This is a genomic window from Desulfosporosinus nitroreducens, assembly GCF_023897015.1.
In the GTDB taxonomy this organism is placed as follows: Bacteria; Bacillota; Desulfitobacteriia; order Desulfitobacteriales; family Desulfitobacteriaceae; genus Desulfosporosinus; species Desulfosporosinus nitroreducens.
In genome coordinates, this window is record NZ_JAMHFY010000001.1 from 259,579 (window position 1) to 281,038 (window position 21,460).

At 41.6% G+C, this 21,460-nt stretch carries 22 protein-coding genes; all 22 read right to left on the bottom strand.

Going from position 1 to position 21,460, the window contains the following annotated elements; all coding sequences use genetic code 11:
- Positions 1-78: 78 nt before the first annotated feature.
- Positions 79-1,056 carry a hypothetical protein gene (locus tag M8E35_RS01470; RefSeq protein WP_252466942.1) on the bottom strand — a complete coding sequence of 326 codons (978 nt, stop codon included), beginning with the start codon at positions 1,054-1,056 and terminating at the stop codon, positions 79-81.
- A gap of 645 nt (positions 1,057-1,701) precedes the next feature.
- The gene (locus M8E35_RS01475) at positions 1,702-2,055 is read right to left on the bottom strand and encodes a hypothetical protein (protein WP_252466943.1); all 354 of its coding nucleotides are present in this window, start codon (positions 2,053-2,055) and stop codon (positions 1,702-1,704) included.
- A gap of 750 nt (positions 2,056-2,805) precedes the next feature.
- Positions 2,806-3,777 carry a tyrosine-type recombinase/integrase gene (locus M8E35_RS01480; RefSeq protein ID WP_252466944.1) on the bottom strand — a complete coding sequence of 324 codons (972 nt, stop codon included), beginning with the start codon at positions 3,775-3,777 and terminating at the stop codon, positions 2,806-2,808.
- 172 nt (positions 3,778-3,949) lie between these two features.
- Positions 3,950-4,804: a sporulation transcription factor Spo0A gene (spo0A, locus tag M8E35_RS01485; RefSeq protein ID WP_252466945.1), complete on the bottom strand. Its 855-nt coding sequence runs from the start codon at positions 4,802-4,804 to the stop codon at positions 3,950-3,952.
- Between the two features lie 160 nt (positions 4,805-4,964).
- Entirely contained in the window at positions 4,965-6,221 is a 1,257-nt protein-coding gene (gene spoIVB, locus M8E35_RS01490; protein ID WP_373887409.1) for a SpoIVB peptidase, read from the bottom strand.
- 336 nt (positions 6,222-6,557) lie between these two features.
- The gene (gene recN, locus M8E35_RS01495; RefSeq protein ID WP_252466948.1) at positions 6,558-8,240 is read right to left on the bottom strand and encodes a DNA repair protein RecN; all 1,683 of its coding nucleotides are present in this window, start codon (positions 8,238-8,240) and stop codon (positions 6,558-6,560) included.
- 11 nt (positions 8,241-8,251) lie between these two features.
- Positions 8,252-8,704, bottom strand: a complete 453-nt coding sequence (gene argR / locus M8E35_RS01500) for an arginine repressor (RefSeq protein ID WP_073030307.1) — start codon at positions 8,702-8,704, stop codon at positions 8,252-8,254.
- 114 nt (positions 8,705-8,818) lie between these two features.
- On the bottom strand, positions 8,819-9,637 hold the full coding sequence (locus tag M8E35_RS01505) for an NAD(+)/NADH kinase (RefSeq protein WP_252466949.1): 819 nt from the start codon (positions 9,635-9,637) through the stop codon (positions 8,819-8,821).
- Positions 9,638-9,641: 4 nt separating this feature from the next.
- Complete coding sequence (locus M8E35_RS01510; protein WP_252466950.1) at positions 9,642-10,451, bottom strand: TlyA family RNA methyltransferase; 810 nt, start codon at positions 10,449-10,451, stop codon at positions 9,642-9,644.
- Positions 10,452-10,487: 36 nt separating this feature from the next.
- Positions 10,488-12,374: a 1-deoxy-D-xylulose-5-phosphate synthase gene (gene dxs, locus M8E35_RS01515; protein WP_252466951.1), complete on the bottom strand. Its 1,887-nt coding sequence runs from the start codon at positions 12,372-12,374 to the stop codon at positions 10,488-10,490.
- Positions 12,375-12,423: 49 nt separating this feature from the next.
- Positions 12,424-12,864 carry a divergent PAP2 family protein gene (locus M8E35_RS01520; protein WP_252466952.1) on the bottom strand — a complete coding sequence of 147 codons (441 nt, stop codon included), beginning with the start codon at positions 12,862-12,864 and terminating at the stop codon, positions 12,424-12,426.
- Between the two features lie 14 nt (positions 12,865-12,878).
- Complete coding sequence (locus M8E35_RS01525; RefSeq protein ID WP_252466953.1) at positions 12,879-13,745, bottom strand: polyprenyl synthetase family protein; 867 nt, start codon at positions 13,743-13,745, stop codon at positions 12,879-12,881.
- A 9-nt stretch (positions 13,746-13,754) separates the two neighbouring features.
- Positions 13,755-14,054: an exodeoxyribonuclease VII small subunit gene (gene xseB, locus M8E35_RS01530; RefSeq protein WP_252466954.1), complete on the bottom strand. Its 300-nt coding sequence runs from the start codon at positions 14,052-14,054 to the stop codon at positions 13,755-13,757.
- A 3-nt stretch (positions 14,055-14,057) separates the two neighbouring features.
- Positions 14,058-15,260, bottom strand: a complete 1,203-nt coding sequence (gene xseA / locus M8E35_RS01535; RefSeq protein WP_252466955.1) for an exodeoxyribonuclease VII large subunit — start codon at positions 15,258-15,260, stop codon at positions 14,058-14,060.
- Positions 15,261-15,510: 250 nt separating this feature from the next.
- On the bottom strand, positions 15,511-16,146 hold the full coding sequence (locus tag M8E35_RS01540; RefSeq protein WP_252466956.1) for a cyclodeaminase/cyclohydrolase family protein: 636 nt from the start codon (positions 16,144-16,146) through the stop codon (positions 15,511-15,513).
- The gene (locus M8E35_RS01545) at positions 16,146-16,997 is read right to left on the bottom strand and encodes a bifunctional 5,10-methylenetetrahydrofolate dehydrogenase/5,10-methenyltetrahydrofolate cyclohydrolase (RefSeq protein WP_252466957.1); all 852 of its coding nucleotides are present in this window, start codon (positions 16,995-16,997) and stop codon (positions 16,146-16,148) included. The genes M8E35_RS01540 and M8E35_RS01545 overlap by 1 nt, the downstream gene beginning before the upstream one ends.
- A gap of 94 nt (positions 16,998-17,091) precedes the next feature.
- Positions 17,092-18,504 (bottom strand): NADPH-dependent glutamate synthase, encoded by a 1,413-nt coding sequence (gene gltA, locus M8E35_RS01550; RefSeq protein ID WP_252466958.1) that lies wholly within the window; start codon positions 18,502-18,504, stop codon positions 17,092-17,094.
- Positions 18,504-19,346 carry a sulfide/dihydroorotate dehydrogenase-like FAD/NAD-binding protein gene (locus tag M8E35_RS01555; RefSeq protein WP_229248070.1) on the bottom strand — a complete coding sequence of 281 codons (843 nt, stop codon included), beginning with the start codon at positions 19,344-19,346 and terminating at the stop codon, positions 18,504-18,506. Before M8E35_RS01555 ends, gltA begins: the two co-directional genes overlap by 1 nt.
- A gap of 112 nt (positions 19,347-19,458) precedes the next feature.
- Positions 19,459-19,923: a transcription antitermination factor NusB gene (gene nusB / locus M8E35_RS01560; protein ID WP_252466960.1), complete on the bottom strand. Its 465-nt coding sequence runs from the start codon at positions 19,921-19,923 to the stop codon at positions 19,459-19,461.
- A 47-nt stretch (positions 19,924-19,970) separates the two neighbouring features.
- Entirely contained in the window at positions 19,971-20,219 is a 249-nt protein-coding gene (locus M8E35_RS01565) for a DUF2273 domain-containing protein (RefSeq protein ID WP_252466962.1), read from the bottom strand.
- Positions 20,216-20,731: an alkaline shock response membrane anchor protein AmaP gene (amaP, locus tag M8E35_RS01570; protein WP_252466964.1), complete on the bottom strand. Its 516-nt coding sequence runs from the start codon at positions 20,729-20,731 to the stop codon at positions 20,216-20,218. Before amaP ends, M8E35_RS01565 begins: the two co-directional genes overlap by 4 nt.
- 192 nt (positions 20,732-20,923) lie before the next feature.
- Complete coding sequence (locus tag M8E35_RS01575) at positions 20,924-21,319, bottom strand: Asp23/Gls24 family envelope stress response protein (RefSeq protein WP_252466966.1); 396 nt, start codon at positions 21,317-21,319, stop codon at positions 20,924-20,926.
- Between the last annotated feature and the right edge of the window lie 141 nt (positions 21,320-21,460).

The window sequence follows — 21,460 nt, forward strand, 5'->3', positions numbered from 1 at the left end:
GTCTCTTCTTATTAGTTGTCACCTTTGAGAACCTAATATAAAAATATATATTAGGTTCTCAAAGGTGACAACTTTAATCTAGATAGTCTTTTTAAAAATTTCTGCTTTCTTATCAATTAAAATTGAAACTAACTTTTTAAATTTTTCTGTATACTCATCATCAAGCCTAAATTCTTGATATTTCATCAACTTTTTACTTCCTATTGCTAACTTAAACTTTCTAATAGTATCTAAATGCCTAGTTTCTGCCTGTTTAATTGTGTTACTCGCAAATAAATTATTCAACTCTGACTTCAATTCGTTTATACTGGTTAGATCTATTTCACAACAAAGTTCAATCATTTTAATTTTATATTTATAATAATAAAAGTAGATCTTGGCATCTTTCCAAAGGATCTCTTTTAACTTATTATCATATTCTATATATTTACCACTAAATATAACTTTTTGAATAGTATCAAAGTTCATCTCTCTTAATACTTTTTCCTTAGCCTTTTGAATTACTTCAACTTCTTTAGGGGTCGCAACCCGATAAATATCTAGTGACTCAACTTTTTCATCAACAGTTTTAACAGTTATCTTCTTTTCCCATTTCAGATATTTTTCTTTCCCTAGATTTTGTAAAGCTCTTTCAAATATATCTCGGAGGTTACCTTTAGTTTTTTGGTAAAATTCTCGAATATAAAATTCATTGATATTTTGCCTCTCTGCAAAGTCTTGATTAGTATATTGGAAATAAATGTAATTATCATTAATTAAGGAAAGCTCTTTCAAGAAATAGTTTATAGAATTCTCTAATTTACCATTATTGCTTATAAGCATATTCATAATTAATTTTTGGACAATTTCACCATAAACATTGCTATTGTTATTTCCTTTCTTCAGGTTTATTTTAGGCTTTGCTTTTTCATAAACTTCTTCAATGATGTATTTATTACCATTCTTTCTAGCCCTGAAATAACGCTTCCAATTCTGCTCCTGCAAAATTCTACCTTTTCCATCTTTTTTATAAACCTCACCCAGTAACATGCTCATTTCTCGATTGTTTTTTACCACTTGACCAACCCTTAAATTACTTGTTTTAACTTCCAGAGTCCCTTCCCCCTATTTATGCTTTACAGCTTCTTTAAACGTTGATACTTACCATCGTTTTCACGCGAAACAAATCCTTAATAAAGCTATAAATCTTCTTCCTATTTAGAACACTTTATATACTAATTTTCACTATTAACATCATTTTGGCTCCTTAATCAACCGTCTGAGTCTCCCCTCGTTCCTCAAATGATATTTAACAAGCTCTGATAATATTATCTATCAGAGTCTTCACTCTCTGGTTCATGTACCCCAGGCAAGGCATTACAGTAATGTGACATGCATCTATACTGTAACAAAAAACAGTTCATCGCCGTGTTTCTGGAGTAGCTTCATTAGCTGTTGGAAAGTACCTAAATCGTAGTCTTCTGTCACAGATGCCCAGAACTCCACAAAAAACCGTGAGATAACCTTTGCTTTCTCAATTTCGAAACCTATTCTTTCATTTCCTTTACATAGGAGTATGGAGTTGATCGGGTACATTTTCACATACTACTGAGTCTCATATCCAATGATTACTTTCTATTACTCTAAAGTAAGCTTGAACATTTCACCGTTTAGACATGTTTTAATACAAGCTTTCCTCTAAGACCACTTACACTAAACAGTTTATTTCTGATTTTTTTCGAGTTCTTTAATTCTTCTTTTCAACTCATTGATTTTCTTTTCATATGAATCACACATTTCCTTTTTATGCATTTCCACCATATCTAGGTATTTATCAATTTTTTTTCGGTAGTCTAACTCTTGCATATACTGTTGTTTTACATTTAGTTTATATCGATAGTTTTTCGCTTCCTTTATTGTAACATCGAATAATTCAGCAATCTTATCATCATAACATATTTCGAACCACCACAACTGGCGTAAGTTATCAAAGTTCAAATCCTGTAAATTGAGCTTCTCTCCACGTTCCTTACGAGCCAGAAGCATATCGTAGTAAGGTCTTTTTTCTTCTTCCATTGTTTTATACCCTCCAATAAAGTAATGATATCAAGTATACCGTCTAGACCAAATTAAATATAATAAATTCTAACCATTCCTCTCTAGCAGTTTATAGAAATAAATAAAAAAATAATTTGACAAAGGAATCTAGTATCTGTATACTAGATCTATAATGATCATGCTATAATTATTTATATTGATTTAAATAATCCCTTTAATCATAGCATGATAGTTAAAATAGTCAAGCTTTTTTAGTTATCTAAGAATTTAATTCCGCTCCATATGAGCGGAATTTTTACTGTAATACCTATCATAATATTCTAACCCGAACTTACCTTCGCTATATACTAGTTAGATGTACTCTATCTGTAAAACTATTTGTTTAGTCTATTCAGAGGCTTCCTACTAAAAAACTACTCAACCTCTTTTAAAAGAGGTTGAGTAGTTTTTTATTGTTAATTAGATTTCCTTTAAGGGAAAGCATCCAACATCATAACTTACATCCACAGCCACGTAATTGTCTTCTACGGGGTTTAAAGTATGCTAGCAAGGTTTTTGCCTGCGAAAATGTTCTGAGTAGCTCATACCCCTCATTTATTAATAGGTTGCTTCAGCTCTTGTATGTATTAAAGCTTATGATATCTTCCTTTGAAGGACGCTTATTTAACAAAAACACTCATCCTTTTAACAGTGATGAGTATTTTCATTCTGACGCACACAAAGTACGTCTTAAGAAGTTTAAGTCAATAGGTTGATAAGGTTTTTGCCTTAATCGATGTTAATACCATTTAGTGGACTAAATTTTTGATATTGCCTACCCACACTCTCATTATCTAATTGCAGATAAACCTTGGTTACCTCTAAAGATGAATGACCCATAATACGACTTAGCGAATAGAGATCACCCCCATTGAGCAAATAGTATTGAGCGAAATTTGCCCTAATTCTGTGGGGGAATAATTCAATGCTATTCTTTTGACCAATCTTACGTAAGGCAGTTTCATAAGTCCCTAGAAGCATGATATTTCCCCTATTTGAAGGAAATAATAATTCATTTGAAAAATATCTATCCTTGAATTGAATCCATCGTTGCAATTCTTTTCTCATCCTATTTGAAAAGAAAACAAGTCTTTCCTTTTTATTTTTGGTATATCTCAAAACGACTGCCTTATTAGATAAATCTAAATCTCGCACATTAATGTTCAAACACTCAGTAATTCTGACCCCTGTATCAAATATAAACAAGGTAATAATATAATTTCTATATCCATCAAATTTAGTTTTATCAAAGGAATTCAGAATCGAATTAATTTCACCTTCATTGAGAAGTGGTTTCATTCTTTCAGAACCTTTAAGAAGTTTAATTTTATCAACGGGATTTTTATTAATCTCTTCTTCATCCGCTAACCAATTGAAAAACACCTTAATATTTCTGACATAATTATTGATGGTATTCACACTTATTGGTTTTCCACAATCAGCACGGGCAAGAAAGTTATTTTTAGTAATATCTACTTTAATTCTATTATATTTCCCACGTTCTTGTAGGAAATTTACATAGTGTCGGATATGGGCTTTAGTAACGCCTTCAACCTTTTCAATTTCGTATGATTTCTTCATGTAGTCGGAAAAGAGTTTTAGCGTTTGTTCATATGCCATTATGGTCTTTTTAGAAAGATTTTTACTGGAACAATATAGCATAAATTCTTCAATACTCATGTCAAACTGTGATAATTTCATGCAAAAAACACCTCCAAGTTTTTTCAACATAGAGATGTTTGCAGACAGAAAGTTTATTACAATCAATAAAACTAGTTTGTAGGTTTATAATTGATTTTCAAACCTAGTTCAAATAGTTTGTAGGCTTAATTTCCGTTTTATAAACCCTGTAACCCTTGGTATCAGTAGATTCCTAATACAGTATTGACATACGCAGTTTATCAGCCACCATTGCCACGAATTCCGAATTGGTGGGTTTACCGCGATCGACATTAATGGTGTACCCAAAAAAGCGATTCATGAAATCTACATTTCCACGATCCCAAGCCAATTCAATGGCATGACGAATAGCCCGTTCAACACGACTGGGAGTTGTTTGATATTTTACAGCAATCATCGGATACAGCTCTTTGGTAACTGCTCCAAGCAGTGAGACATCAGACACCACGTTTACAATAGCATCTCGTAAGTACTGGTACCCCTTGACGTGAGCAGGCACTCCCATCTGGTGAATCATCCTTGTCACTTCGACCTCTAGGTTTTTAGAGGTTGGAGGCAGTATCCCGGTGGAAATTTGCGAATTAGAATTGGAATTTGAATTGGAGTTAGCGTTTGAGACACTGTTTCGATTAGACACGGTACTAGAGTTTGAAGCAATATTTACGGAGCTTGAAAAATCATCTTGTAATTGGCGAATACGTTTACCTAAGATGTCTAAGTCAAAAGGTTTTAAAATGTAGTAATTTGCTCCAAGACTTACTGCTCGCTGGGTCATTGATTCCTGCCCAAAGGCAGTTAAAATAATTATTTTTGGTCTAAGAGGTGCATTCTGGAGTTTTTCCAATACACCTAACCCGTCAAGGTGGGGCATAATAATATCTAATAACACTACATGAGGTTCTTCCCGAGAAATTAATTCCAGAGCCTCATTTCCATGATATGCCACCCCAACAAGGCTCATATCTTCCTGCCGTTCAATATACTCTTTAACTACCTCGACAAATTCTCGGTTGTCATCCGCTAGTAGCACACGTATAGGCCTTTGCATTCCCAGGATCCCCCTCATTTCAGCCGCATTCAATTTATATTTTCGACAATTGTTTAAATACTCCTTCTTTTCCCCATAGAATTTTACAATTTTTATTTTGAATTATTTAGAGCAGCCTATAGAAAGGCTGCTCTAATATATTAATTTTCCAAGTTAATCTTTAAGCCGCTTCTTTCTTATCGAGTTGAGAACTGTCATTCAGCATGTTTTGAATGAAGACTCCATAACCCCGCTGACTGTCATTCACGAAAACGTGAGTTACTGCTCCGATTAGTTTCCCATCCTGAACAATCGGGCTACCACTCATTCCTTGGATGATACCACCTGTGACTTCCAGGAGCCTTGGATCTGTTACTCTCACAATCATATTTTTGCTGTCCGTTCGATTTTTCATGACACGATCGATATTAACAGTAAACTCCTCTATCTTTTCTCCTTGTATTACCGTGTAAATCTTAGCCGGACCAACTTTAACCTCCGATTCCCAACCAACCGGGATAGCTTCTTTGAAATAAGGATTCTCAATTCGTCCACTCATTTTACCAAATATACCGGTCATAGTATTTTTTTCAATGGTTCCACTAAAAATAGAGTTAGGAACAAAGGAACCGATTTTTTCGCCTGGATGCCCTCGTTTCCCTTTTTCAATAGCATATATTGTTGACGCAATGATTTTACCATCATAGACTTCAATCTTCTGATTAGTATCCGCATCTGTTATTACATGTCCTAATGCACCATATAGATTAGTAACCGGATCTAAAAATGAGAGAGTCCCGACTCCTGCTGCTTCGTCTCGAACAAATAAACCCATGCGGTATCTTCCTGTCTCAACACAAAAAATTGGATGCACTGTTTTCTCTACAACTTGATCTTGATGCTTAAATATAACATTTACAGATCCTTTTTGTTTTCCTGCTAGATTGATGGCATTGGATACCTCTTGATCCGTTTTAACTTCCTGATTTTCAATTTTCAAAAGGATATCCCCAACTTGGATCCCAGCTTCTTTCGCAGGAAATGAGTTCTTTCCGTTTTTGTCTAATACAGGAGCCTGTCCCACGACCATAACACCCTTAGTTTGTAAGGTTACACCAATCGATTGCCCTCCGGGTATTAATTTTATGGGATTCATTACTTCGACTTCCCCTGAACTTAACGGAAAAATCCCAAAAAGTTTATAAGCGACATCCATTTTTTCTGACATCTGAGAATGAGACACTCCTGAAGCAGCTACTGAAACCGTCTTGTGATTAGGTGAGGTTTTCTCTACTTGAATAATACTGGACCAAATACCCTTAAAGTTAGATTCCTGGTGACTAACTTGAGTTTGATGAATCTGAGGCAATTCAACTAACAGTTGAAGGAAGGTGCAAAACAAGAGACTGATTAATAATAAAATGCTTCTTTTTTTCACTCTCTTATCATCCTCCACTCTATTCTCCCCATTGTATCTCCCCTTTTTCCTCGTTTTAGAGCGGTCAATATAATAAGTGAAGTGAAGGTTTTTTGTTTGAATTCTAATGTTAAATTATCCAAATCACTTCTGTTTCATCCTGACAAAAGTGTTCCATATTCTTTAAAACAATGGCAAATTAGACAATATAAAAAGATTGCATAAATAACTTTACGCAATCTATTTTAAAACCTACTTAAATTCACTTTTTGAAATCCTTAGGCTGACACCTATAGATTCAAATCTCTCCTATATTGTAAATTTTGTGCTTCGTAAATCAGTCTCGCCCTTCGTGTATTATGCCCCGAACATTGTGCCACGAGCAGAGCGTTGCCGTAATTCTTGAGCGTGTTTACGTGTTATTTCTATTTCCCCGCCCCCAAGCATTCGTGCAAGTTCTTCAACACGGTCAACCTCAGATAACGAGTCAACTCGAGTTCGAGTCCTTTCCTCGTTGACTTCTTTAACTATACCATAGTGGGCCTCTGCAAAGGCTGCAACTTGTGCGGCATGTGTGATACAAAAAACTTGTTTATCCTGGGCGATTTTAGCCAATTTTTCACCGACTCTATGAATTGTTCTGCCTCCGACTCCACTGTCTACCTCATCGAAGATGAAGGTTCCAACCGACTCAACTTTCGCCAGCAGACTTTTTAAAGCCAGCATCAAGCGCGACATTTCCCCTCCGGAAGCGACTTTCGCTAAGGGTTTAGGCGGCTCTCCCAAATTGGCGGAGAAATAAAATTCAGCTGTTTCTGCGCCACCCTTGGCAGGCTCCTCATTCGGCATAAACCGAACTTCAAATCGGCTTTTCTCTAAGCCTAAATCCGCAAGTTCAAGCGCCAATCCGTTCTCGATACCCGTTGCTATTTCGCGCCGTTTTAAGCTTAGTTGCTCAGCAACAATTTCATAGGCTTTTCGAGTTGTCTGTTTCTCGTTATGTATCTTTTCGAACTGCTCCTGAACATGAGTGATTTGATCCAATTCTTCAAGCATGCTCGCATGTTTTTCCAAAACTTCTTCAATCGTTGTCCCAAATCTCCGAAGCTTTTTGAGTAGAATAAGACGCTCTTCGATCTGGTCGAGTCTTTCCGGTTCGAACTCAAAATTATCACGATACGCCCTAATTTGTTCAGCTAAGTCTTCCGCCGAGTAATAGATTGACTCGATTTGTTCATAAACATTTAATGTGTCATCTAAACGATCTAATTCTTGCAGAGCTTTGCGCGCCTGCCCTAACATATCAAAGGCTGCCGGTTTGCCCACTGAACCTTCATAGAGTGCTCCATAGGCTTCAGAGACCAGACTGGTAATTCTCTCCGAGTTGCTTAGGCGTTTCTTTTCCTGAAGGAGTTCTTCTTCTTCGCCCGGCACCGGACTAACCCGTTCAATCTCCTCGATTTGATAACGAAGAAACTCTTCACGTTTTTGACGTTCATCTTCTGAAATGGATAATTCACGCTCTTTACGGATAATCCTCTGGTAGGTTTTGGCCGCTTCATTCACCACATCCACTTCAACTTGGAGCCCCCCCAAGTCATCCAAAAGATCTTGATGGGTTTCGGGGCGAAAGAGAGAAAGATGTTCTATTTGACCGTGAATATCTACAAGCCCTACACAAAGCGAACGATAGAGGGTTAACGGAATTGACCGGCCTTGAACACGACAGACATTTTTTCCTGTGGAGTTTATTTCACGAAAAAGAAATAATTGCCCGTCTTCCGCCGGATAACCAGCCTCTTCAAGCCTCAGTAAATACTCAGGTGCCAGATCATCGAAGACGCCTTCGATTCGTGCTCGTGATTCTCCATGCCGGATAAGATCTGTACTGGCACGTCCACCTAAAAGAACCCCAAGCGCGTCGATCAGCATTGATTTTCCTGCGCCGGTTTCTCCTGTAAATACAGTTAAACCACAACCGAAATTCAGACGAACTGTCTCCATTAGTCCAAAATTCTCTACGTGCAACTCTGCTAGCATAACAAAACCTCCTACCCAAGCAAGGCGCTTATCCGTCCCAGGACCGTCTGAACAGCCTCTTTTGGCTTAATAACCAAAAGAATAGTGTCATCTCCGGCTACTGTTCCAATGAGTTCTTCCCAGTTGCTATTATCCATAACAGCGGCTAAGGCATGTGCATTTCCTGGTATAGTTCGAATTACAATAAGACTGTCAGTATCATTAATGGAAACCATAGCCTCTCTTAATAAACGCTTAAGACGGTCTTGCAAGTTTGCTGGATGATGTTCGCTCGGAACAGCATAGCGATATTCGTCTCCCTGACTAGGGACTTTAATCAATCCCATTTCCTTAATATCCCTAGAAACTGTTGCCTGTGTTACATCGAAACCGGCTAAGCGCAGTTTATCTGCAAGATCTTCCTGAGTATGAATAATTTGCTTTGTGATGATTTCTTGAACCTTCATCTGGCGACGTGCTTTCATACACTACCCCTCCTTTCGCGATGCCCGATGCGCGAAGCTCGAAGCTCGAACCTCTGGCATTGTGCATAACCGCTCGTAATTCGCACCTCGTGCCTCGTGCCTCGTGCTTCGCACTTACTCATGCCAACGATCTCTTAGCTTTTCTCGAACGACCTGAGGAAAACTGCGCGTACCCAACCGGATTAATAACGCTTTTATCGGATCAGTTTTTATAATGACGGTTTGGCCTGAATAAATTACGATGCTTTGACGGCCATCGAAAGTCACCATACACTTTTCTCCGTTAGCTAAAAGAATTTGGATTTCCTCCTCATCTGAGACAAGCATAGGACGAGCTGAGAGAGAGTGTGCAGCTAACGGAGTGAGTAAGATTGCTTGAACATTAGGACTGATGATAGGTCCGCCGGCAGAAAGTGAATAGGCAGTGGAACCGGTTGGAGTAGAAACAATCAAGCCGTCCGCTGGATAGCTTACGGTGGGTTCTCCCGAAAGGTTTGCTTGCAGAGTAATTATTCCATCTCTGCCTTCTCTGGAAAACACAACATCATTTAAGACCCTGTAAGAAATTCCGTCCTCAGCGCCACCGTTAACAACTACATTCAACATTAAACGCTCTTGGATTTCAAAATCTTTGCTCAGAATCTTTTCCAAAGCACCGTAAACTTCTTCACGTTCAATTTCACACAGAAACCCTAAGCGCCCAAAATTAACCCCCAAAACAGGGATTCCGAACGAGGAGGCTTCACGCGCTGCTTGGAGAAGGGTACCATCCCCTCCTAAGGATATCAGGAATTCCGCTTTTTGCTTGATAATATCCTCCCACTCTGTTAAAACGTCCCAGCCGCGAGCTCGAAACCACGCCTCAATTTTAGGAGCCAATGTCAAGGCTTCTGGTTTACTCATATTGCGCCACAAACCAACGATTTTTTCCATTTTATTATTCCGTCTCTTTCTGAGCGTTGTGAACTACAAGTTCCAGCTCTGAATGCCAATCTATTCCCGATTCATTTTGCAAACCCAACCAAGCCAAATATTCAATATTTCCCTCTGGGCCGCGAATTGGTGAATAATCTAACCCTAAGACCTGAAATCCTATACCTTCTGCTTGCCCAAGGACAGTCTCAATAACCTGTTTATGTACATTTTTGTCTTTAACCACGCCCTTTTTCCCGACATGCTCTCGTCCGGCTTCAAATTGAGGCTTAATTAGGGATACTACTTGTCCATCATCTTTAAGAATAGCTATCATTGCAGGAAATATCTTCGTAATTGAGATAAACGCTACATCGGAAACGATCCAGTCCACCTTCTCCGGCAAAGTGTCCGTTGAGAGATAACGAGCATTTACTCGCTCCATTGAAACTACCCGCGGATCAGTTCGGAGTTTCCAGTCTAACTGTCCATACCCTACATCTACGGCATAAACTCGTTTTGCTCCATTTTGCAAGGCACAATCTGTAAAGCCCCCCGTCGAAGCGCCTATATCGACCACTACTTTATCCTTAAACGAGATTGGAAAGGCTTCCAGAGCCTTAGCTAACTTTAATCCGCCACGTGAAACAAACGGCAGGATTTCACCTTTCAATTCAATCAACGCATCTTGAGATAATTCCGATCCGGGCTTATCCACGCGTTGCCCTCCGACAAACACTATCCCTGCCATTACCATAGCTTTCGCTTTTTCACGACTGGTTGCCAACCCGTTCTTGACGATTAATACATCAATACGTTCTTTTCCTTTAGCCACTGTACCCCGTCCTTTTATCAGTGAGCAGGAACTATTTTAAGATTGCGCGACGTCACGAAACAATTTTAATCGTTCTGCTGCTTGCACGATTCCTTTAGTCGATAAGCCATGGACCGTAAACAAATGAGGAATGGATCCTTGATCGACGAACCCTGGATATCCCAAGCGTTCAACTGTTACACCATCGATTCCTTCTTCTTCAAGAAATTCCAAAATCGCGCTGCCCATGCCTCCTTTAAGAGAATGGTCTTCTATGGTGATTATTTTTTTTGTAAGCTGAGCGTAATGTGATAAGAGTTTCCGATCTAGAGGATTTATATACCGCAAGTTAATGACTGCAGCATCTACGCCGCGATAACTTAATTCTTGAGCTGCAAGGAGACAAGTATTAACCATGGGACCAATTCCGATTAAGGTAACGTCCCGACCGTCCCTTAAGACTTCTGCTTTACCAATGGGGATTTGCTTTAACTTTTTATCCAGCGTTACGCCCTGTCCGGCTGATCTCGGATAGCGCAGGGCAACAGGTCCGTCATGTTTTATCGCTGTATAGAGCATATGGCGCAATTCATTTTCATCTTTAGGTGCCATGAAGACCAAGTTAGGAATGATCCTAAAAAAGGATATGTCAAATACACCATGATGCGTAGGTCCATCATCCCCAACAATTCCGGCCCGGTCAATCGCTAAGACAACATTAGCCTGTTGCAAACAGACGTCATGCAGGACTTGATCATAGGCTCTTTGATAAAAGGTGGAATAGATGGCAACAACAGGCTTTAACCCCCCGAATGCCAATCCTGCAGCAAAGGTAACGGCATGTTGTTCCGCAATTCCAACATCGAAGAAACGATCCGGTAATTCCTTGGCGAACTCATTAAGACCTGTTCCACCTGGCATCGCCGCAGTAATTGCCACGATTTTTGGATTTTCCCTGGCAAGCTGACAAAGGGTCTCTCCGAAAACCGCCGTATAGGTCGGAGGAGCAGGTTTCTTAGTCACTTTTCCGGTTTCGGGATCAAAAGGGCCTATCCCATGAAAGATATCCGGATTTTCCTCAGCAGGTTTGTACCCTTTTCCTTTACAAGTCACGACATGGACCAGAACGGGCCCTTTCTTATTCTTAGCTTGGTCTAATACCTTTTCGACCAAAGCCAGATCATGTCCATCAATCGGCCCTAAGTATGTGAAACCCAATTCTTCAAAAAGTAATCCTGGTACCAGCAAATATTTTAGGCTGTCTTTGGCTTTAGCTGCTAACTTAGCAACCTGAGGTCCTATTCCGGGAATTCGTTTCAATAAGTATTCCAGATCCTCTTTACGTTTATCATAGAGTGGATCTGTCCTCAATCGATTAAGATATGTAGACATTGCCCCCACGTTAGGAGAAATGGACATCTCATTATCATTCAAGACCACGATCACATTTGTCTCACTATGTCCCGCATGATTTAAGGCCTCATAGGCCATTCCGCCAGTCATAGCTCCATCTCCAATGACAGCCACAACGTGGTGACTCTCTTGGAGAACATCCCGAGCTTTAGCAAACCCAACAGCTGCCGAAATGGAAGTACTGGAGTGTCCGGTTTCAAAACTGTCGTGGGCACTTTCCCCCCGTTTGGGAAAGCCGGACAAGCCTTTATATTGGCGAATCGTCTTAAACTGTTTGAGCCGTCCGGTTAAGAGCTTATGCACATAGGTTTGATGACCAACATCCCAGACAATCTTATCATGGGGGCTATTAAATATTCGGTGTAACGCCAAGGTTAGTTCCACGACCCCAAGGTTCGGCGCTAAATGCCCTCCATTTTTGGAGACCACTTTAATCATTTCTTGCCGAATCTCCTGCGCCAGACTATTTAGGTCTGTCAGATTCAACCCACGCAAGTCCTTCGGCTCATGAATTTTTTCGAGCAGTCCCATCCTTCTTCCCCCTCGTAATTAGGTCTATATTCAAATTGCCATACATTATCTAAACTAAAAGTCCAACAATTATTCCTACCATTACGCCCCCAAAAACCTCTAAAGGGGTATGTCCAATCAGTTCCTTAAGCCGTTCTTGAGCCAGGTCAGGTCCATGGTATAAACGTTCGACTAACCGGTTTAGAACCTCTGCCTGTTTGCCGGCAGCCCGTCTCACTCCAGTAGCATCATACAAGACAATCATACCGAAAACAGCCGCTACTGCGAAGATCGGCGAATCCCATCCATAGTATTTTCCAACTCCTAAGGCTAAAGCACTCACCGTTGCGGAGTGGGAACTTGGAAAACCGCCTGAACTAAAAAAAAGTGAGAAATTCAGTTTCCTTACTGATAATAGATTAACCCCAACTTTTAAAATTTGAGCTAAAAGCCATGCGGTTAGAGCTGAAATTAGAATTGCATTGTGGTAAATCCCTGGAAATATCGGCATAATAACGACCTCATTTAATGTTTGCGTTCTTCAATATAGAATGCCAGCTCATTTAGAAAGCTTGCCCTTTCACCTAATGGTTTTATGGCTGCCTGAGCTTTAAGAATTTGAGCATGCAATTGGTGACCAGCGCCGTCAAGCCCCAGTAAAGAAACATAAGTTGATTTACCCTGCCGAATATCGCTTCCAGCAGGTTTACCGAGAGTTTCGCTATCCCCAACTATATCCAAAATATCATCCTTTATCTGAAAAGCTAATCCTAAGGCTTGGGCATAATCCGTCAGTGCCTCAATTTGTTCCTCCGTGCCTCCTGATAAAATCCCTCCGAGCCGAGCAGAAACCGTCAATATGGCACCCGTTTTTGCTTTATGAATTTCCTCGATTTCATTTAAACTAAGGGCTTTTCCTTCTCCAGCAACATCCGCTACCTGTCCGCCGACCATTCCATCTTTCCCTGCAGCAACAGCAACCTCGCGTATAACGCGCAACTCTCTTTCAGGCTGACCAAGTTCTAAATTGGCCAGAATTTCAAAAGCATACGTCAACAAGGCATCACCAGCCAGAATTGCCTGTGCCTCTCCGAAAACTTTGTGATTAGATAGTCTTCCCCTTCGATAATCGTCATTATCCATGGCTGGTAAATCATCATGAATTAAGGAGTATGTATGAATAAGCTCTATGGACGCAGCAGCTTGTAAAACAGCTTCAGGATTACCGCCTACAGCCTCTGCTGAGGCCAAAGCTAACACAGGTCGAATTCGTTTGCCCCCTCCAATTAGGGAATAATACATACTCTCATTTAAACTGTCTTTATCCCACGGCAACTGAGCGAGAGTTTGTTCAATCATTGTGAGATAACGTTGAAAGGTTTCCTTAAACACTTTTTACGTTCATCCTTCCCCATCGAAACTGGCAGGCATTATTTGTAATTGTCCATCCGGCCCTTCAAGCAAGATCTCCATTTGTTTTTCTGCTTGGTCCAACACCTTAGAACAATATTGAACGAGACCTATACCCTCTTTAAATAAGCTCAAGGCCTTTTCTAAAGGCAGATCTTTTTGTTCAAGCGTTTTGACAATCATCTCCAGTTGTTGAAGTCCTGTCTCTAGAGATGGTTCTTCTGTCGCACTCTCATTTATTTTATCTTGCACTTGCTCAAAAAGGTCCTCTGTCCATATATTTGTACTCATAGATCAATTTCCCTTCTCCAACACTCGGCAGTGTAAACTTCCTTCTCCTAAACGAATCCGAATTTGTTCATCGACCTCTACATGGCTCACGGAGCGCAGAAGGAGTCCTTCTGCATTATAAGTCAGTGAGTATCCCCTGCCTAAAATAGCCAATGGGCTTAGCAAATCAAGCTTAGCAGCCAATAGCTTTAGTATACCATTTTTATCAATTACAAATCTAGTCATACCCTCTTGAAGGCGCATTTGCAGGGCATCTAGGCGTTGACGGCTCTGATCAATACGCCAAAATGGGTCTCTGAGAGGTCCCTTATTGGCAATTCCTTCTACATATTGACGTTTCCGCTCAATTAGAGTCCCCATAGCACCCGTTAGTCGAACACGCAGTTGAGCCACTTGAAGCTGCAGGTCTATGAGTATCGGCACCGCTAGTTCAGCGGCTGCAGAGGGGGTCGGCGCCCTGAGATCAGCTACATAGTCTGAGATAGTCACATCTGTTTCGTGTCCCACAGCTGAAATAATCGGAATAACGGATGCTGAGATAGCGCGAGCGACTATATCTGTGTTAAACGCCCATAACTCTTCCAAAGAACCTCCGCCACGACCAACAATGATAACGTCTACATCTCCATGTCGATTAAGTCGAGCAATTGCTTGAGCTACTTCATGTGGGGCGGCTTCTCCTTGAACAGCAGCAGGAGCTAATATCCACGACATCCCCGGATGCCGCCGTTCAATAATATTAATGATATCTCGAATCGCTGCTCCGGTTGGACTCGTTACAATCCCAATACGCCGCGGCAAACGAGGTATACTCTTCTTGCGTAAGGGATCAAATAATCCTTCCTCAGCGAGTTTCTTTTTAAGCTGCTCAAAAGCTAAATACAACTGTCCGAGTCCACTCGGCTCCATTTCCTCTCCGTATAACTGAATGGTCCCATCGCGATCGTACATCCGAATATTTCCACGAATCAAGACTTTTAAACCATCGGACGGGATGAAGCGCACGCGTTCCGACCGACTTTTAAACATAACCCCTTTAATGCTTGATGACTCATCTTTAAGAGTAAAATACCAGTGTCCGGAAGCACGATGATTTTTAAAGTTCGAAAGTTCACCACTGATCCAACAGTTTTGCAACTCCGTTCGTTCCTGCAGGACTTGACCAATTCGGCCTACCAACTCAGAAACTGTCCATATTTTCGGCACACCCTTCACCTCAATGCCTATCATAACATAAAGAAATGAGAGGAGCCATTCGATATTAGAAGTTCGAAGTCTCGATGTTCAACTTTAGTTGAAGGAGTTCACTAGTTCTTTGTAAGTCCAGAGAAGTTGGTACCTAAATAGAAATAAGAGGCAAGGAAATATTATTCCCCACCCCTTATTTGACCTTCGATATCCTCTGGTAGACATCTGATTGTTCGAACTGCGAACAACGCACCAAAAACTTCCCGTTCTACATACGACTCTGAACAACAGCAACTGTCTCAGCACAAATGACAGCGGCCTGCTCAAAGAGTCTGGCTCGTTCTGCCTTAACGCGCTCTTGATAAGCCACGTCTTTAATTCCAGGCAGGTTAATATCAACACTAAGCATTGCTGATTTCAGAGCACTCTCCGCTAAGTATGCGGATACACCAACATCACTGATTGCACCCTTGTTTCCGATGGGTGCAAGTTTCTGAGCTAATTGCAACACTCTGAAACAGTTTTGGGAGATTCCCAGTGGAGTATCCGTAGCCGACACCAAGACTTCTTGCATTTTCTTGGTGCGCAGGGCTTTTTCTTCATCAGTCCCTTTTGGTAACTTTAAGACGTCCATGAAATTTGAGAATTCAGCGATATCTTGACTTAATCCACTCTTCAACATGCCCAAAACGTCTTCCGCTTCAGCCAAAATTTCTTTTGCTTGAGGTTCAACCTCTTTATACTTTTCCTTACCAATTGTAAGGTTAGCAACCATACAAGTCATTGAGGCCGCCAGTGCACCGACATAAGCAGAAACGCTTCCCCCGCCAGGTGTTGGAGAAGAACTGGCAGACACAGTCAAAAATTCTTCAGTGGTCCACTCCCAAATTTTGTTCGTATCCATCAGCGAACCCCTCCTTGCAATACGATTCCCTTCAAGACATTGCGCATAATTAAGGCAGTGGTCAAGGAACCTACGCCACCCGGTACCGGAGAAATCAACTCAGCCACATCTTGAACAGCCTCGAAATCAACATCCCCACAAATTCCTCCCGGGATTTCATTGATCCCAGCATCAACAACAATCGCTCCTGCTTTGACCATTTCCTTTTTGATCAGCTTAGCACGACCTACGGCGGCAATTAAAATATCAGCCTGACGGGTAAAGGCTCCTAAGTCAGGAGTTTTTGAGTGGCAAATCGTTACAGTAGCATTGTGCTTGAGAATTAGGAAAACTAAAGGTTTGCCAACGGTTTCTCCTCGTCCAACAATCACGACATGTTTTCCTGCAATTTCAACGCCTGAGCGCAAAAGCAACTCAATACAACTTTGCGGGGTGGCTGGAAATAATCCTTCTTCACCGCTTAGAATATATCCGCGATTGATAGGATGAACTCCGTCTACATCCTTATCCGGGCGCACTGCAGCCATAACCGTTTCCTTCCGAATCCCTTTAGGAAGCGGGAGTTCAATCATGATGCCATGCACATTTTGATCATTATTAAGTTTTTCAATCGTCGCCAAGATTTCCGCTTCAGGGGTAGCACTAGGCATCGTGAAGAGTTCAAAGGCCATACCTATGCCCTCACAAACTTTCTGCTTGGACCGTGCATAAACTACTGAGGCCGGGTCATCTCCGACAAGTATCACTGCAAGTTTAGGTTGTACACCTTTTTCTTTCCACGTTGCAATCTCCTCGCGGATTTCTTCTTTAAGAATCTTGGATACAGCTTTTCCATCTAATAATTGAGCCAAAAGACACACTCCTTTCAAAATATTGTGATTTATTCACTTCTAAACCTCCCACTTTTATGAAGTGGGAGGCCCGATGTTCAGTTTTTTTAAAAAGTTACTTTCCTTTGAGATACTGATCAATACCTGCGGCAGCCTTTTTACCAGCTCCCATAGCTAAAATAACGGTTGCGGCACCGGTAACGATGTCACCGCCTGCAAAAACGCCTGGTTTTGAAGTCACCAATGTGTCTGGATCTGCGACGATGTTGCCTCGCTTGTTTAGCTCTAAACCCGGGGTAGATGTCGTTACTAGAGGATTTGGACCTTGTCCGATGGCAACTACGACCGTGTCCATCGGAATTTCAAATTCTGATCCTTTAATAGCAACCGGAGCACGTCGTCCTGAAGCATCTGGCTCTCCGAGCTCGTAGCGCAAGCAGGTCAGGCTTTTTACCCATCCACGCTCGTCCCCTTCAATAGCAACAGGATTTGTTAACAGGCGGAATTGAATACCCTCTTCTTCCGCATGTTCAAGCTCTTCTTTACGGGCTGGCATCTCATCACGAGAACGACGATAGATGATATAAACATTTTCTGCACCCAAGCGCAAGGCAGTACGAGCAGAATCCATCGCGACATTTCCTGCACCTAAAACAGCAACATTCTTTCCAACTTTTACAGGAGTGGCGTACTCAGGGAATTTATAACCCTTCATCAAATTTGTCCGGGTTAAAAACTCATTGGCCGAATAAACTCCATTTAAATTTTCTCCAGGGATATCCATAAAGTAGGGAAGTCCGGCGCCGGTACCGATAAATACCGAATCATATCCGTTTTCCATAAGTTCATCGACGGACGTAATTTTACCTACCACCTGATTCGTAAGGATTTCTACGCCCATTTGTTTAAGGTTATCAATTTCTGTTTGCACAATTTCTTTCGGCAGACGGAACTGAGGAATTCCATACATCAATACGCCCCCAGCAACGTGCAATGCTTCAAAAATAGTTACAGCATGCCCATCTTTTGCCAAGTCTCCGGCACATGCTAATCCAGCAGGCCCTGCACCGATGATGGCGACACGCTTACCGCTCGACTGGGGTTTCACAACCTCAGATTTACCGGATTGCATGCCAAAGTCAGCCGCAAAGCGCTCTAGTCGGCCAATAGCCACCGACTCCCCTTTGATTCCCAGAATACATTTACTTTCACATTGAGCTTCTTGTGGACAAACCCGACCACAAACCGCAGGCAATGAATTTTTAACTTTTAGGACGTTTCCAGCTTCCTGAAAATCTCCTTCTGCAATTTTCTTGATAAACTCTGGAATCAAAACTGACACAGGACATCCTGTTACGCATTTGGGATTTTTACATTGTAAACAACGCTTTGCTTCTTCTATTGCTGTTTCCTGTGCGTATCCCAAAGCGACTTCTTCAAAGTTGCGTGCTCTTACCTGAGGCTCTTGGCAAGGCATATCATGACGAGGGATTTTTACTTTTTTTGTGTTTTCAACTTTCTCTGTCATCAGTGATGCCCTCCTTCATGGTTACATTCCAACCGTGCCTTAGCCCTGTTTTCTTCATCTTTATAAAAAGCGAGGCGTTTCATAGCTAAATCGAAATCTACCAAGTGACCATCAAACTCTGGTCCATCGACACAGGCAAATTTTGTTTCGTTACCTACACTAATTCGGCAAGCACCGCACATTCCTGTCCCGTCAACCATAATTGGATTCATGCTGACAATTGTTTTAATACCCAATGACCGAGTATAATCGACTACGGCTTTCATCATGATCATGGGGCCGATAGCCCAAATTGCCTTAACTTGATGTCCTTGAGCTAAAACCTCTGCCAATCCGTCGGTAACAAATCCTTTAACACCTTGGCTCCCGTCGTTTGTGGCAATTACGACTTCGCTGCTGGCAGCGCGCATCTCATCTTCAAGAATCAGCAAATCTGCACTCCTGGAACCTAAGACGGATATTACATGATTTCCTGCTTCTTTTAAAGCCCGAGCGATGGGATGTACGGGAGCAATACCTAAGCCGCCGCCGATACAAACAACCGTACCATAATTTTCAATTTCAGAAGCAACGCCTAAAGGACCTACGAAATCCTGGAATTCATCCCCTTCATTCATGCCGGTAATGATAGCTGATGAATACCCTACATCTTGAATAACGATGGTGATAGTGCCCTTTTCTCGATCAAAATCCATAACAGTCAGTGGAATACGCTCACTAAGCTCATCTAGACGAACAATTACAAACTGCCCGGGCTCAACTTTCGCGGCAACAGCCGGTGCATTGACTTCCAGCAAGGCGATACCGGTTGCCAACAATCTTTTTTTAACAACGTGGTACATTTGTCTCCTCCTCAATTGTGAACAAAATTCTCATATAATTTTAATTCGAGATCTTTGCTCAATTTCCTTCAATTTTAAATCTACTAAAAAAATTGTAATATTCAAACTTTTCTTAGGAGTTTGGGTTCGCCATCTCTGTGGAACAAACATCGGCGCCTTTCTGCTCTGCTTTCACTGCGCTCTCCACAATACGATCTAAAATCCCATTAACGAATTTTGCGGATTCCTCTCCGCCAAAACGTTTCGCTAACTCAATTGCTTCGTTGAGACTTACTCGACCGGGTATATCCGACCGAAAGAGAATCTCATAGGTAGCCAAACGCATCACATTTCGATCCACTTTGGCCATACGGTTAATAGTCCAATCCTGAGCATATGAAGCAATCGTTTGATCAATCTGTGCTTGATGCTCTATTGTACCCTCTACAAGTTCCTGGGCAAAGTCTTTACTCGGCTCGGGGACGACAAATTCCTTAGCCCAACGTTGAACTTCTTCCGCTATACTAAATGGTTCTTTCGTCAGGTCCCTTTGAAAAAGCACCTGTAATGCCGTTTCACGGGCTAATCTTCGGCTCAAAGAAAATTCCTCCCTAAGTAAGCATAATTTTTAAATCCTAATGACCGTTAAAACTTGTTAAAATTTCTTTCTAACCAGGTTGAAATATCTTTGTGTTCATCTTGGCGCTTTCCTAAAACAAATCCTAGCACAACAAACAAGGCTAATACTAACGTTCGCCAAAAGCCAAGAGTTACTAATAGCAGTCCTAGCAAGAATCCTATTGATGTTCCGAAGAGTTTACCCGGATGGCTCTCCAAGGCCCAAACTAAAAACTGCGAAATCTTCTCTCCAACTTTCAGCCAAAAGCCATTCATCGTACGCGTACCGATTGAACCTTTTCTAAGCGACGCACTAGTACTTTCACCTCTGCCACAATTATTCCAGTATAAAGCTCGACATCCTCTTTGACCTTCGTCAAAATGTCACCAGATATTTGGGGTATCAGAACCCCCTGTTCAAACTGACATAAAACTAAAATCTCCAGGCCTGCATCACGTTGTCTAAGGTTTGATTTCACTTGTAACACACCAGGCAACGCCATTGCGCTGCGAGCGATAATCTCCTGCAAAGCATCGTGTGAAATTCGAACATCTCCGCCTTTTAACGAGGTTCGAAACGAATAGTCCGTCCTCGCACGGGGGCGCATAAACAATAACAATCCTAACACAAGTAACACTCCAGCCGCGATGATACTTTCCCAAGGGTTCCATCTCAACCAGTTAAGCCCTTGGGCAATTAAAAAATATGGAAGCCCCCATCCTGTGGCAATTGCTAATATCCAAAGTGCCCCGAGGATCAAAAGGAGTCCTAAAGCATATGCCAACATCGTCGTCCCTTCTTTCAGAAACCCCCCCTGGTCTTTCCAGGGGGGGCCTTCTTTACACTAGTCAGAAAGTATAACTTATCGTTAATACTTTCTGAAGCATAAGTGCAACTAGAGCTGCCGCCTGCGCCTGCGGCTTCTCCGCTAAGCTAACACGTGCGAAGACAGTGTCTTCGGACGCCAGCTAAGTTTTCTTTACTTCAGACGGAAGTCTTCTTCTTTGGTTTCCAATACCGGTTTAAAATTAACCCCTTGCACATGGACATTCGCTTCTACCACTTTAAGCCCAGTCATACTCTCAATGGCTTCTTTTACTGCTTCCTGTACACTAAGAGCTACGTCGGGAATTGAGACACCATACTCTACAACAATAAATAAGTCCACGGCTACTTCATGTTCACCGACTTCGACCTTAACCCCTTTGGACAGGTTTTTATTTCTGCCTAACATGTTCGCAAGGTCTCCCACTATGCCCCCGCTCATACCCACGACGCCTTCTACCTCAGAAGCAGCTAATCCGGCAATGACTTCCACAACTTCATCAGCAATTCGGATAGACCCAAGGGAATTATCTGTTCCCAAACTTTCCATGCTCTCACCCCCTAATTCGAAGTTCGATGTTCGGTGTTCTTGGTTCGAATATTGAACTTCATACCTCGCATTACATGCATATGTAGTGTTAGTCCCCCAGATAAGTCAACTAAACTATAGATGGAGTTAACACTCCATCTA

Excerpts from the sequence above, each read along its gene's own strand:
- M8E35_RS01540 (WP_252466956.1), bottom strand. The coding sequence starts at position 16,146 with ATGGATACGAACAAAATTTGGGAGTGGACCACTGAAGAATTTTTGACT.
- M8E35_RS01520 (WP_252466952.1), bottom strand. The coding sequence starts at position 12,864 with ATGCCGATATTTCCAGGGATTTACCACAATGCAATTCTAATTTCAGCT.
- xseB (WP_252466954.1), bottom strand. The coding sequence starts at position 14,054 with ATGAGTACAAATATATGGACAGAGGACCTTTTTGAGCAAGTGCAAGAT.
- argR (WP_073030307.1), bottom strand. The coding sequence starts at position 8,704 with ATGAAAGCACGTCGCCAGATGAAGGTTCAAGAAATCATCACAAAGCAA.
- M8E35_RS01575 (WP_252466966.1), bottom strand. The coding sequence starts at position 21,319 with ATGGAAAGTTTGGGAACAGATAATTCCCTTGGGTCTATCCGAATTGCT.
- amaP (WP_252466964.1), bottom strand. The coding sequence starts at position 20,731 with ATGTTGGCATATGCTTTAGGACTCCTTTTGATCCTCGGGGCACTTTGG.
- recN (WP_252466948.1), bottom strand. The coding sequence starts at position 8,240 with ATGCTAGCAGAGTTGCACGTAGAGAATTTTGGACTAATGGAGACAGTT.
- M8E35_RS01475 (WP_252466943.1), bottom strand. The coding sequence starts at position 2,055 with ATGGAAGAAGAAAAAAGACCTTACTACGATATGCTTCTGGCTCGTAAG.
- gltA (WP_252466958.1), bottom strand. The coding sequence starts at position 18,504 with ATGACAGAGAAAGTTGAAAACACAAAAAAAGTAAAAATCCCTCGTCAT.
- M8E35_RS01555 (WP_229248070.1), bottom strand. The coding sequence starts at position 19,346 with ATGTACCACGTTGTTAAAAAAAGATTGTTGGCAACCGGTATCGCCTTG.
- spo0A (WP_252466945.1), bottom strand. The coding sequence starts at position 4,804 with ATGCAAAGGCCTATACGTGTGCTACTAGCGGATGACAACCGAGAATTT.
- M8E35_RS01480 (WP_252466944.1), bottom strand. The coding sequence starts at position 3,777 with ATGAAATTATCACAGTTTGACATGAGTATTGAAGAATTTATGCTATAT.
- M8E35_RS01565 (WP_252466962.1), bottom strand. The coding sequence starts at position 20,219 with ATGAATGGCTTTTGGCTGAAAGTTGGAGAGAAGATTTCGCAGTTTTTA.
- M8E35_RS01505 (WP_252466949.1), bottom strand. The coding sequence starts at position 9,637 with ATGGAAAAAATCGTTGGTTTGTGGCGCAATATGAGTAAACCAGAAGCC.
- dxs (WP_252466951.1), bottom strand. The coding sequence starts at position 12,374 with ATGGGACTGCTCGAAAAAATTCATGAGCCGAAGGACTTGCGTGGGTTG.